Below are 12,960 nucleotides of genomic sequence, written 5' to 3' on the forward strand. Positions count from 1 at the left end.
GGATTACCAGGTATGAATGTCGCGCGCCGTATCCGTCATGTAGCGAACGCCACTGATGGTTGGCAGCAACTGGTTGATCAGACGGTTCCAGCGGGCAACCGGCGCGGTGGTGACGTACACCACATCGTATGGCTGGAGACGGAACTCCGTTGCCATCACCAGAGAGGTCGCATCGGACATATCCAGCTGGTAAATGTTGGCAATCTTGCCTTTCGCACTGCCCTCACCTTTCAGCGGACGGATAACGAAGATACCGGTCGCGTTAGAGGTCGTCAGATCGATACCTTCAGCATTGCCCAGCGCTTCGGTCAGCGTCATACCGCTGAAGTCCATTTTGAGGGTGCTCTGTTTCTTCACTTCACCCATCACGAAGACTTTCAGATCGTCATTGCGCGGTACGTAGAGAATGTCGCCCGGATAGAGCAGGCGGTTCTGGGTCAGATCGCCGTTTTGCATCAGCGCCTGCAGCGAAATGCGCTGCTCCTTCCCGTTGTGGGTGAGCACGACGTTGCGCCAGTCGGCGCCGTCGGTTAACCCGCCCGCGGCGTTAATGGCATCCAGTACGGTCAGAGGAACGTTGGTGATGGCCTGCTGGCCGGATTTGTTCACCTGGCCGGAGATATAGGCTTTTTGCGAGCGGAATGCGGCGATATTAACGTCCACCTGCGGATCGGCGATGTACTGCGCTAAGCGGCCGGTAATATCACTACGGATCTCGGCAAGCGTTTTCCCTGCAACATGGACTTTACCAATGTAGGGATAGAACATGGTGCCATCTGACTGCACCCAGTTACCGGTGTCGCTTGAGCTACGGTACTGGCCCGCTGGCGTGGTCAGTTCAGGGTGGTCCCAGACGGTCACGTTGATCACGTCACCCGGCCCCACGCGGTACTGGTAAGACGCAATTTCCTGGTCCAGCGACATATTCGGCTGGGCAACATTCGGACGTGGACGTAATTGCTCGACCAGACGAGGCGTAAGTGGATAAACATTCACCATTTTGTCGAGATCAAAATCGGCATCCTGTTGCTTGATCACATCCTTACCCATTGTTGACATATTGCTGCCGGGAAAGACCGTGCAACCACTCATCAAGGTCACAGACACCAATAATGGCATCAATTTCATTTTGGATTTCATCATTGATTATTTATCACTTTGGCAGAGTAATTATCCTGTGCAATTTAAATAAGCTCGAGTCGTATTGGGTTTCAGCATGCAGTTAATCAAATAGAAATATAACTGGCATCAGTCCTAAAAAAAGCTTATTCATCCATTGGCTATTGACAGAATAATCGAGGCTGATTCACACGCTTTCAGGCACGCTACCGCCCTTGGCTTTCAGTTACCAATCCACTGACTAAACAATGTGTTATGGATAGACACCCTCTTGAGCAAGGTCTTCTGGAAATATATCAGTCGCTTGAGAAACCCAACGGATAATGAATAACCATCTCCTGAAGACCGAACATTAATAGCAACACTGAGATTTAACATTTGATGCTGGGAGAATTGTTGCAGCTAACCTAATAGCAGGCAAGGAGACAACAGTCCTAATATCGGTTTTTAAGATTAATATTAAGAGCAAATTTTTGACCTTTTAGGATTTTCTTTATATTGACAAAATGAGAGTAAAAAACACCACCTGCGATATATCCTAAAATGATATCTCTGCAATTAAATATTCGCATTTCGCTTATTTACACATTATTGAGAATGCTCTCTTTTTTAACCGTCGTATTAAGAGAAATCTCAGCCCGGCATTGCAATTTCCCCCAGCTTTATCCATGATCGAAGTGTGACATTCGTCATATAACAGAAGGTATTGCTATTACTATGGAATGGATTGCCGATCCCTCAATCTGGGCCGGGCTGGTTACGCTGGTCGTCATCGAGCTGGTGCTCGGGATTGATAATCTGGTTTTTATCGCCATCCTTGCTGAAAAACTGCCCCCTTCCCAGCGCGACCGCGCGCGCGTAACGGGTCTGCTGCTGGCGATGGTGATGCGTTTACTGCTGCTGGCCTCTATCTCCTGGCTGGTGACGCTCACTCAGCCTCTGTTCTCCATTCACGGCCTGAGTTTTAGCGCCCGCGATCTGATCATGCTCTTCGGCGGGTTGTTCCTGCTGTTCAAAGCCACGGTGGAGCTCAACGAGCGGCTTGAGGGCAAAGACAGCGAGAACCCGACCCAGCGCCGCGGGGCGAAATTCTGGCCGGTAGTGGCGCAAATCGTGGTGCTGGATGCGGTCTTCTCACTTGACTCGGTGATCACCGCCGTCGGGATGGTGGACCACCTTGCGGTGATGATGGCTGCGGTGATCATTGCCATCACACTGATGGTCATGGCCAGCAAGGCGCTGACCCGCTTTGTGAACAGTCACCCGACCATCGTGATCCTCTGTCTGAGCTTCCTGCTGATGATTGGCTTTAGCCTGGTGGCCGACGGTTTTGGCTTCCATATTCCGAAAGGCTATCTGTACGCCGCCATTGGGTTCTCCGTCATGATAGAAGCGCTCAACCAGCTGGCAATATTTAACCGCCGCCGCTTCCTGTCCGCGAATCAGACTCTGCGTCAGCGTACGGCCGACACGGTTATGCGCCTGCTAAGCGGTAAGAAAGAGGATGCGGAGCTGGATGCCGAATCCTCCGCCATGCTGGCCGATCACAGCGACGGGCTGATCTTTGACCCGCAGGAACGACGGATGATCGAGCGGGTGCTTAATCTGAATCAGCGGACGGTCAGCAGCATCATGACCTCGCGGCACGACATTGAGCATATCGACCTGACGGCACCGGAAGAGCACATTCGCGCCCTGCTGGATAAAAACCAGCACACCCGCGTGGTAGTGACCGGCGGTGAAGAGGAAGAGGAGCTGCTGGGCGTGGTGCACGTTATTGACCTGCTCCAGCAGCAGCTGCACGGCGAGGCGCTCAATCTGCGCGTCCTGGTGCGCCAGCCGCTGGTTTTCCCGGAGGGACTACCGCTGCTTTCCGCCCTTGAGCAATTCCGTAACGCGCGCACGCACTTTGCCTTTGTGGTGGATGAGTTTGGTTCGGTGGAAGGGCTGGTCACGCTCAGCGACGTGATGGAAACCATTGCCGGTAATTTGCCTAACGAGGTGGATGAGATTGACGCCCGCCATGATATTCAAAAAAACGCAGACGGTTCGTGGACGGCTAACGGCCATATGCCTCTGGAAGACCTGGTGCAATACGTGCCGCTGCCGCTGGATGAAAAACGGGAATATCACACTATTGCCGGTCTGCTGATGGAGTATTTGCAGCGTATCCCGCAGCCGGGAGAAGAGGTTCAGGTGGGCGACTATCTGCTCAAAACGCTGCAGATTGAAAACCATCGCGTGCAGAAGGTTCAGCTCATTCCGCTGCGGGATGAGGAAGAACTGGATTTTGAGGTTTAGGTAAAACAAAACGGCAACACGGTTGCCGTTTTTAGTGTTTGCTCCCTCTCCCACGGGAGAAGGCCGGGATGAGGGCATCAGGCCGCAACGCCCCCCGGCGCAACGGACATCAAAGCTTATCCAGCAGCTTCTTCACGTCCTTACCGTCCTGTGAATCTTTATTGCGATCCGCCCAGCCGCTAAGCCGACGTTTCGCTTCATCCTGCAGATGCTTGCGCAGGATCTGATCCACCTGCAGGCTGTAATTCAGAGCCTGCCATTTGCCGTATACGGTCAGCGGGACCGGCGTCTCTTTCAGGAAGTCGATGAGCTTGCTTTCACCCTGCCAGCCGGAAAGTACCCGCACGTTAAAGCGCGTATCCGCCGTCTCTTTCACCAGATCCAGCTTACCTTCACCGGTCATTGATAACAGTGAAGAGGCACCCTGCATCCCGTCGAGTGTGAGTTGCCCGTTGTCCAGCGTCAGGTCCGTGGTGAAGCTGTCGAGGCGCGTGGCGCTGTCGTAGTTATCCTGGGCCTTCACATCGCTGCTGCGCTCAACCGCCTGCTGCACCAGCTGCTGGAAGTTAAGCCCTTCCATACGGGAATTTCTCAGCTCAAGATGCGCCTGCCCCTGCCACTCGCGGCGGAAAGCATCTGCATCAATTTTCGTGCCTGAGAAGTCACCCGCGAGCGTCAACTGCCCCGTCAGGGATATCGGATAGTTAAACGCGTTCAGGATGGTGCCTATCTCAACGTTGTCGAGACGCGGCTGGAATTCGGCGCTGGCAACGTCTTTACGGACATCCAGCGTGCCGGGCAGCGAGAGGTTTCCTGCGCCCATCTTCCCGCTCAGCTCGGAGATCACCAGCAAACCGTTATGGTTAAACATCTGGCTGCTCACGTCGGTAAAATCAATGCCGCGCCAGCGCAGGCTATTGGCTTTCAGCAGAATATCCGCCGTGAATCCGCGCAGGGCGTTATAGTCAGGCTGATCGAGATTAGACGAGATAACCGGACGTGATGCCGGTGCCTGGCTTTGCCCCGTCTGGGTGGCATCGCTATCCGTGGCGCTGGCCGGCAGAGGCGGCAGCAGGTTTTCCAGATTGAGCTTGTCAAACTGCAGATTCAGCACCCACTTCGGCTTCTCTTCGAGCGTGACGCTCGCCTGCCCCTTCAGGCTACTGTCATTTGCCTGCAGGTTGAGATTATCCAGCTCCAGCTGCTTTTGTTCTTCGCGCCACACGGCCTGCAGCGTTCCCTGCCCGGTTATCCCCTGGGTGGGGAGATCGGCACCCGTCAGCTGCCAGCTCAGCTGCTGAATGTCGGCCGTGAGCTGATGCGGGTAGTCCGAGGCGTTCACATTAGCATTCAGCGACAGGGTCAAATCACGCTGATCGCGGTTCACGCGCCCGCTAAATTCCAGCGACGCAAGATGGTGAGCATCCTGTTCCATCTGCAGGTTAATGTTGCGAATGGTCACCTGCTCCTGGTGCTCATGCTGGAAAACCAACACGCTGTCGGCAACTTTCAGCTTGCCGATATCAAAGGACCAGCCGGTATCGGACGGTTCATCAGGTAGGGTATTTTCGCGCGGCGCAACCGGCGCACTGGCATCACGCACGGCTTCGGTTTGCGGGGTGAGCTGAATAACCGCGCCTTTCAGCATCACCTGGTTAACCTGCAACTGATGGGAAATGAGCGGGATTAGCGCCACATCGAGGCGCATGTTGTCTGCGGACACCAGCGGCTGGGCCGCTCCCGGCGCGGTGAGCGACATGCGGCCAGAGAGAATGCTGAGCTGCGGCCAGACGTGCCAGCGCAGCGGCCCGTCAAGCTTCAGTTGATAACCACTGCGTGCCTCGACCTGCCGCACCATGTAAGCGCGGAAATCGTTAGGGTTAACCAGCAGAACCAACGCCGAAAGGCCAGCCACCAGCACCACCAGCAAAATCATCAGCGTTGTCAGAACTCTTCTCATGGCATCCTCAATGGACTAACGATCAGTCTTTATCAATACGGCTGGCAACCGCGCCCTGCTGGTCGCGATATTTTGCGTCCTGCCGACGGTTATAAGGACGATCTGCCGGGCCTGACAGCGGTTCAAAGCTCAACGCGCCGATCATCATGCCCGGGCGCAGCGCCAGCGGCAATTTACCGGCATTGAAGAATTCCAGCACGATACGTCCCGACCAGCCTGGATCGATACGGTGCGCGGTCACGTGAACCATCAGCCCCAGTCGCGCCAGCGAAGAACGACCATCAAGCCAGCCGACCAGGTCCGGAGGCAGGGTGACGGATTCAAACGTCACCGCCAGGGCCAGTTCACCTGGATGCAGATAAAAAGCTTCGCCTTCGTCGATTACGATTTCGTCACTCATCACGCGATCGAGCGCGGCGCTGACTTCGTCCTTCGGCCCGCTGAGGTCAATGAACGGTGCGGTATGGCCACTAAAGGTGCGGAATTTATTCCCCAAGCGGACATCAACGGTCACGCCATTGATACGCTCAACAGGTGGGCGTGGGGTAATAGATAAACGGCCTTCATCCAGCCAGGCTTCTATATCGCGATCACAAAGACGCATGCCAATTTCTCCTTTCATGCATCGTACCCTGAGGCGGTAAGCGCTCAGGGTAAAACCAGGTTATCTCTGAACGGTACACAATTCACGCGGCTTATTCAAAAAACTGGCTGATTTTCGCTTTTAAGATATCAATAGCAATGCGGTTTTTACCCCCGCGCGGCACGATGATATCGGCGTATTGTTTGGATGGCTCAATAAACTGCAGGAACATCGGGCGAACCGTTTTCTGATACTGCGCCATGACGGAGTCCATCGAACGGCCTCGTTCATTCACGTCACGCTTGATGCGGCGCATCAGGCAGATATCCAGAGGGGTATCAACGAAAATAGAGAAATTCATGGATTCACGCAGGCGAGCGTCGGTCAGGAGCAGGATGCCTTCAAGGATAATGACCTTTTTCGGCTCGATGCGGATGGTTTCCTGCGTGCGGGTGTGTTCTACATAACTGTAAACGGGCAGCTCAATCGCCTGGCCGCTCTTAAGCGCTTCTAAATGCTGGAACAGCAAGCTGTGATCCATTGCATTTGGGTGGTCATAGTTGGTTTTGACGCGCTCTTCCATCGACAGATGGGATTGATCTTTGTAATAGCTGTCTTCGGGAATGACGCCGATATGCTCATCACCTACTTGTTCACGCAGTTCGCGATAAAGCGTACTGGCAATTAGACTTTTACCTGAAGCCGATGCGCCGGCGATGCCTATAATGACGCACTGATGAGACTTATCAGTCATAAATTTAGCGACCTGATTAACCTGGATGTTAAGGAAGGACGACGCCGGAGCGTCAAACGCGGCAATTATAGGGATTTCGCGGGCGTGATACCAGTCGAATGCACAGGTTCTGCGAGACTGGCCGAAAAGTGACGTTTTATTCCCTGAGTGAAATTTAAATGAACGTTTTTTCAGCGTTTAACCGTTTTTTTCTCACGGAGCCTCTATTTAATAAGTCTGTGGTGTCAAATTCTGAGCGGTCACCATATGAATTGTAAATTGTTTGTACTAGCATAAACCAAATTATCAAATTCACGCGTTCGGACATCTTCCCTGACGGCATGGCGTCTCTGGATAAAGCGGTAATGAATAAACAATACCAGCGGGTTTTGGTTACCACCCCACATCCTTTAATACGACTTGTCTGTCTGGGCCTGGTCACCTTTATCTTTACCTTATTTTCCCTGGAGCTCACCCGGTTCGGCACCCTGCTGGCCCCCCTCTGGTTCCCCACCGCCATTATGATGGTGGCGTTTTATCGCCACGCAGGAAAAATGTGGCCCGGAATCGCCCTGGCCTGTTCGTTTGGCAATATTCTGGCCACCTGGATGCTCTTTTCGTGGGGATCGATAAACCTTACCTACACCTCAGTTAACGTGGTTGAAGCCTTTATCGGTGCGTTGTTGTTGCGCAAGTTGCTCCCATGGTACAACCCGCTGCAGAATCTGAATGACTGGATCCGCGTGGCCATCGGCAGCGCGGTGATACCGCCGCTGGTTGGCGGCTTGCTGGTTTCCCTGCTGGCGCCCGGCCCCGAACCCCTGCGTAATTTCTTCGTCTGGGTGTTGTCCGAAGCCATCGGCGCGCTGGCGGTGGTACCGCTGGGGCTGTTGTTTAAACCGCATTATCTGCTGCGCCACCGTGACCCGAGACTGCTGCTGGAAACCCTGACCACGCTGGCCGTAACGCTAGCCCTCAGTTGGGCAGCCATCACCTGGCTGCCGTGGCCTTTCACCTGCGTTATCGTTTTGCTTATGTGGAGCGCCGTGCGCTTGCCGCGAATGGAAGCGTTCCTGGTGTTTCTGGTCACCGTGATGGTTGTGTCGCTGATGATTGCCCAAAATCCTGTGGCGCTGACAACCCAGCACGTCGGGGCGATGCTGAACGCTCCCTGGCTGCCGTTCCTGATGCTGCTCCTGCCTGCCAACGTGATGACCATGGTGATGTACGCCTTCCGCGCCGAGCGCAAACACATCACCGAAAGCGAGGAGCGTTTTCGCAATGCGATGGAGTATTCCGCTATCGGTATGGCGCTGGTCAGCATTGAGGGCAAATGGCTGCAGGCTAACAAGGCGCTGTGCAATTTCCTCGGCTACAGCCAGACGGAGCTCCAGTCGCTGACCTTCCAGCAGCTCACCTGGCCGGAAGATCTGCACACCGACCTGGAACAGCTCGAACAGCTGGTCAACGGCGACATCAATACCTATACCCTCGAGAAGCGCTATTACACCCGCGACGGGGAAGTGGTCTGGGCGCTGCTTGCCGTCTCCGTCGTGCGCCATGCCGACGGTTCGCCGCTCTATTTTATTGCTCAGATTGAAGACATTAACGACCTGAAGCAGACCGAGTGGGTTAATAAACGCCTGATGGAGCGCATTACGCTCGCCAACGAAGCGGGCGGCATCGGCATCTGGGAGTGGGATCTGGAGCCAGACATTATCAGCTGGGACAAGCGGATGTTCGAGCTGTATGAAATCCCGCCGCACATCAAGCCCACCTGGCAGCTCTGGCATGACACGATGCTGCCGGAAGATCGTGCCCACGCCGAGCAGGTGCTGCGGGACTCGCTGATATCCCGCCTGCCGTTTAAGCTGGAATTTCGCATCCGCGTGAAGGAAGGCGTGCGCCATATTCGCTCCCTGGCGAACCGGGTGCTCAATAAGCAGGGTGAAGTCGAACGGCTGCTCGGTATCAACATGGATATGACCGAGGTGAAGCAGCTCAACGAGGCCCTCTTCCAGGAAAAAGAGCGTCTGCACATTACCCTTGATTCCATCGGTGAAGCGGTGCTGTGTACCGATATCAACATGAACGTCACCTTTATGAACCCGGTGGCCGAAAAAATGAGCGGCTGGCTGCAGACCGAGGCTATCGGCCAGCCGATCCTGAAGGTGCTGCACATCACCTTTGGTGAAAAAGGGCCGCTGATGGAGAATATCCACAGCGGCGATATGTCCCGTTCCGATATCGATCAGGACGTGGTGCTGAACTGCCGTACCGGCGGCAATTTTGATATTCACTACAGCATTACGCCGCTCAGCACGCTGGACGGGCAGAATATTGGCTCGGTTATCGTGATTCAGGACGTGACCGAATCGCGCAAAATGCTGCGTCAGCTGAGCTATAGCGCCTCCCACGATGCCCTGACCCATTTGGCAAACCGGGTCAGCTTCGAAAATCATCTTAAACGGCTCCTGCAGACCGTTCGCGAAACGCGCCAGCGTCATGCCCTGGTCTTTATCGATCTCGATCGCTTCAAAGCCGTCAACGATACGGCAGGCCATGCGGCGGGTGATGCCCTGCTGCGGGAGCTCTCTTCCCTGATGTTGACCATGCTCCGCTCCAGCGACGTGCTGGCGCGTCTGGGCGGGGACGAGTTCGGGTTACTGCTGCCGGACTGCAATATTGAAAGCGCGCGTTATATCGCCGGGCGCCTGATCCACACGATCAATGACTATCACTTTATGTGGGAAGGCCGCCTGCACCGGATCGGCGCCAGCGCAGGTATCACGCTGATTGATGAAAATAACCATCAGGCGTCGGAAATCATGTCGCAGGCGGATATTGCCTGTTATGCCTCGAAAAACAGCGGGCGCGGCATGGTGACGGTTTACGAACCCCAGCAGGAGCGGGATCACAACACGCGCAGCATGATGTCGCTTGATGAACAGTGGCACATGATTAAAGACAATCACCTGATGATGATCGCCCGCAGCGTCGCCTCCCCGCGCATCCCGGAAAGCAGTAATTTCTGGCTGCTCTCGTTACGCCTGTGGACCAGCCAGGGTGAAGTCCAGGAAGAGCATGCCTTCCGCTCGGGCCTGGCTGAGCCTGAGCTTTTGCACGCCCTCGACAGGCGCATTTTTAATGAGTTTTTCCGCGCCTCTGCCGCCCAGATCGCCAGTAAAGGCATGGGAGTGGCGCTGCCGCTATCTGAGGCCGGTTTAGCCAGCGTAACGCTGGTCGATGAACTTCTCGACCTGCTGGATAAAAGCCCCATGCCTGGCCGTCTCCTGCATCTGGTTATCTCTGCCGACGTGGTGTGCAGCCCGGATAAAAACCTGCAGCGGAGTCTGCAAAAGCTTCGTCAGGCGGGCTGCCGCGTGATCTTCAGCCAAGTGGGCCGCGACATGAACGTCTTTACCCACCTGACCGCCAATATGGCCGACTATCTGATGCTGGACGCGGAGGTGGTAAGCAACGTGTATGGCAACCTGATGGATGAGATGATGGTGACAATTGTTCAGGGCCACGCCCAGCGTCTGGGGATGAAAACCATCGCGGGCCCGTGCAATCAGCCCATCATGATGGATACGCTCTCCGGCATCGGCATTGATTTCATCTATGGCGACACTATCGCCGAGCCGCAGCCATTAGATCTTCTGCTCAACACCAGCTATTTCGCCATCAACTGACGGCGCCCAGCCGTCGGTGTACCAGATGTGCAGCAGCGCGTAAGAGCGCCACGGCTGCCAGCGTTCGGCATAACGACGAATTTGCGCGGGCGTCATCCCGGCAAAGCGTTGCTTAATCAGATAATCATCCGGCAGAAAGACATCTTTCGCCTGCCAGCCGCGCAGGGCCAGGTAGTTTGCCGTCCAGCGCCCTATCCCCGGCCGCTGCTGTAGCGCCTTCATCCCGGCCTCAATATTCTCGGGCGGGAAAAGCGGAAATGTCCCGTCAATGACCGACTGCGCCAGGTGAATTAACGACTCCGCGCGCTTTACCGGCATGCCCAACGCTTTCAGCGCCAGCGGGTCCGCTGCCGCCAGCGCGTCCGGCGTGGGGAAGCAGAGATAGCCCGCACAGTCCGCCACCGGTTCGCCGCACAGTGCCACCACGCGCGACGTCAGTTTCGCCGCCATCGCCACGCTCACCAGCTGCCCGAGGATCGCCCGCACGCCCTGCTCGTACGCGTCCATCGCCCCCGGCAAACGCAAGCCTGGCCGGGCTGCGCCGAGATCGCCCAGCGTATCCGCTATGTGCTGCGGGTTGCAGGTGAGATCGAACAGGCGCTCTATGCGTTCAAGGCACGTCTGCGCAACCGGGATTAACCCCGGGCTGAGCGTCACGGTCAGCGTATGGGTGGCGATATCCGGCGTGACGCGAAATATTCCCTGATGCCCTTCGCAGGCAAAACTGCGCTCGTAGTAGTCATGCGTGACGGTTTCAATGCCCGTCACCGCACGCGCGCCGAGAAAGCCAAACATCCACTGCCAGTCGTAAGGGGGAAGCCAGTTCAGGGTGTACATCGTCTCTCCTTTTAGGTTCTCCACAGCATAAACGGAAAGGTCCTGTTTTGCCTTGCTTTCATATTCCTGTTGTCGCCATGAAGACATTTCGTTAAAGTCTCGCCCCTTCTCACTGGCATGGGGATTTATCGTGTTTATTGGATTCGACTACGGTACGGCAAACTGCTCGGTTGCGATTATGCAAAACGGGCAGCCACGGCTCCTGAAAATGGAAAAAGAGAGCACGCTGCTGCCGTCAATGCTCTGCGCGCCGACGCGTGAAGCGGTGAGCGAATGGCTGTTCCGCCACCATCAGGTTCCGGCCACGGCGGCGGAGACCCAGGCGCTGCTGCGCCGGGCAGTGAGCTTTAACCGCGAGGAAGACATCGACGTTACGCCGTCCAGCGTGCAGTTCGGCCTCTCTTCGCTTGGGCACTACATTGAAGATCCTGAAGAGGTCTACTTCGTTAAGTCGCCAAAATCCTTCCTCGGCGCCAGCGGGCTGAAGCCGCAGCAGGTAGCGATGTTCGAAGACCTGGTGTGCGCGATGATGCTGCATATTCGCAATCAGGCGCAGACGCAGGTCTCCGATGTGATTACCCAGGCGGTCATTGGCCGCCCGATCAACTTCCAGGGGCTGGGCGGCGATGAGGCTAACCAGCAGGCACAGGGGATCCTTGAACGCGCGGCGCACCGGGCAGGCTTCCGCGACGTGGTGTTTCAGTACGAGCCGGTTGCCGCGGGGCTGGACTTTGAAGCCACGCTGACGGAAGAGAAGCGCGTGTTAGTCGTGGATATCGGCGGGGGCACCACGGACTGCTCGCTGCTGCTGATGGGGCCGCAGTGGCATAACCGTCGCGATCGTGAAAACAGCCTGCTCGGACACAGCGGCTGCCGCGTAGGCGGTAACGATCTCGATATCGCGCTGGCATTCAAGAGCCTGATGCCGCTGCTCGGCATGGGCGGTCAGACGGAAAAAGGCATTGCCCTGCCGATCCTGCCGTGGTGGAACGCAATTGCCATCAACGACGTGCCTGCGCAGAGTGATTTTTACAGCACCGCGAACGGCCGCTTCCTTAACGATCTGGTTCGCGACGCGCAGGACGCCGAAAAAGTCGCGCTGCTGTATAAAGTGTGGCGTCAGCGCCTGGGCTACCGCGTGGTGCGTACTGCCGAAGAGAGCAAAATAGCCCTTTCCGACCGTACTGAGCATGCGGTCTCCTTGCCGTTTATCAGCGACGATCTGGCCACCGCGATTTCGCAGGACGGGCTGGAGACGGCGCTCGCGCAGCCGCTGCAGCGTATTCTGGAGCAGGTGCAGCTGGCGCTGGAGAACGGCAAAGAGAAGCCGGACGTGATTTACCTGACCGGGGGTAGCGCCCGTTCGCCGCTGATCAAAAAAGCGCTGGCGGAACAGCTGCCGGGCATTCCTATTGCCGGTGGCGATGACTTTGGCTCCGTTACCGCAGGGCTGGCGCGCTGGGCGCAGGTGATGTTTAGCTAATGTTGTTGCGGTCCGGTTTTCTCCCTCTCCCTGTGGGAGAGGGAGAAAACCGCGGCGCTACTCTCAGACCATTCCTGACAGTCTTCCATATTTCCTCCATTTTTCCGCTGTGTTAGCTGACTAAACTAGTATCATTCCCCGAAGTATTCAGGATGAGAACGTATAACGATGAAAGGCAGTAACAAATCCCGCTGGGCAATCGCCGCTGGCATCATTGTGGTGATCCTTGCCGCCGCATGGTACTGGCAC

Annotated in this window: 8 protein-coding genes; 3 read left to right on the plus strand and 5 right to left on the minus strand. The window is 56.0% G+C overall.

What is annotated here, in order from left to right; genetic code table 11:
- Window positions 1-3: 3 nt before the first annotated feature.
- Window positions 4-1,143: a polysaccharide export protein gene (locus tag NUX24_RS13675; RefSeq protein WP_014170829.1), complete on the minus strand. Its 1,140-nt coding sequence runs from the start codon at window positions 1,141-1,143 to the stop codon at window positions 4-6.
- A 693-nt stretch (window positions 1,144-1,836) separates the two neighbouring features.
- On the opposite strand from NUX24_RS13675, the gene NUX24_RS13680 reads away from it, so the two are divergent.
- Window positions 1,837-3,420, plus strand: coding sequence for a TerC family protein (locus NUX24_RS13680; RefSeq protein WP_023312406.1), 1,584 nt, complete (start codon window positions 1,837-1,839; stop codon window positions 3,418-3,420).
- A gap of 109 nt (window positions 3,421-3,529) precedes the next feature.
- Here the strand turns inward: NUX24_RS13680 and asmA are convergent, their stop codons facing one another.
- The 3 genes from asmA to udk form a co-directional block, all read right to left on the minus strand.
- Window positions 3,530-5,380: an outer membrane assembly protein AsmA gene (gene asmA / locus NUX24_RS13685; protein WP_257832188.1), complete on the minus strand. Its 1,851-nt coding sequence runs from the start codon at window positions 5,378-5,380 to the stop codon at window positions 3,530-3,532.
- Between the two features lie 22 nt (window positions 5,381-5,402).
- On the minus strand, window positions 5,403-5,984 hold the full coding sequence (dcd, locus tag NUX24_RS13690; protein WP_023312408.1) for a dCTP deaminase: 582 nt from the start codon (window positions 5,982-5,984) through the stop codon (window positions 5,403-5,405).
- A 91-nt stretch (window positions 5,985-6,075) separates the two neighbouring features.
- Window positions 6,076-6,717 carry a uridine kinase gene (gene udk / locus NUX24_RS13695; RefSeq protein ID WP_008500855.1) on the minus strand — a complete coding sequence of 214 codons (642 nt, stop codon included), beginning with the start codon at window positions 6,715-6,717 and terminating at the stop codon, window positions 6,076-6,078.
- 344 nt (window positions 6,718-7,061) lie between these two features.
- On the opposite strand from udk, the gene NUX24_RS13700 reads away from it, so the two are divergent.
- Complete coding sequence (locus tag NUX24_RS13700; RefSeq protein WP_047652475.1) at window positions 7,062-10,391, plus strand: diguanylate cyclase; 3,330 nt, start codon at window positions 7,062-7,064, stop codon at window positions 10,389-10,391.
- On the opposite strand, the gene alkA is transcribed toward NUX24_RS13700, so the two are convergent.
- A complete protein-coding gene (alkA, locus tag NUX24_RS13705) occupies window positions 10,350-11,228 on the minus strand; it encodes a DNA-3-methyladenine glycosylase 2 (RefSeq protein ID WP_257832192.1) in 879 nt (292 codons plus the stop codon). The two genes, NUX24_RS13700 and alkA, sit on opposite strands and share 42 nt — an antisense overlap.
- Window positions 11,229-11,358: 130 nt before the next feature.
- On the opposite strand from alkA, the gene yegD reads away from it, so the two are divergent.
- A complete protein-coding gene (yegD, locus tag NUX24_RS13710) occupies window positions 11,359-12,711 on the plus strand; it encodes a molecular chaperone (protein WP_257832194.1) in 1,353 nt (450 codons plus the stop codon).
- The last annotated feature ends 249 nt before the right edge of the window (window positions 12,712-12,960 follow it).

It is taken from the genome of Enterobacter sp. HG048, from assembly GCF_024702055.1.
GTDB classification, from domain to species: Bacteria; Pseudomonadota; Gammaproteobacteria; order Enterobacterales; family Enterobacteriaceae; genus Enterobacter; species Enterobacter dykesii.

What these genes read in the sequence shown, in the direction of transcription:
- alkA (WP_257832192.1), bottom strand. Translation starts at nt 11,228, where the DNA reads ATGTACACCCTGAACTGGCTTCCCCCTTACGACTGGCAGTGGATGTTT.
- NUX24_RS13675 (WP_014170829.1), bottom strand. Translation starts at nt 1,143, where the DNA reads ATGATGAAATCCAAAATGAAATTGATGCCATTATTGGTGTCTGTGACC.
- NUX24_RS13700 (WP_047652475.1), top strand. Translation starts at nt 7,062, where the DNA reads ATGAATAAACAATACCAGCGGGTTTTGGTTACCACCCCACATCCTTTA.
- dcd (WP_023312408.1), bottom strand. Translation starts at nt 5,984, where the DNA reads ATGCGTCTTTGTGATCGCGATATAGAAGCCTGGCTGGATGAAGGCCGT.
- asmA (WP_257832188.1), bottom strand. Translation starts at nt 5,380, where the DNA reads ATGAGAAGAGTTCTGACAACGCTGATGATTTTGCTGGTGGTGCTGGTG.
- NUX24_RS13680 (WP_023312406.1), top strand. Translation starts at nt 1,837, where the DNA reads ATGGAATGGATTGCCGATCCCTCAATCTGGGCCGGGCTGGTTACGCTG.
- udk (WP_008500855.1), bottom strand. Translation starts at nt 6,717, where the DNA reads ATGACTGATAAGTCTCATCAGTGCGTCATTATAGGCATCGCCGGCGCA.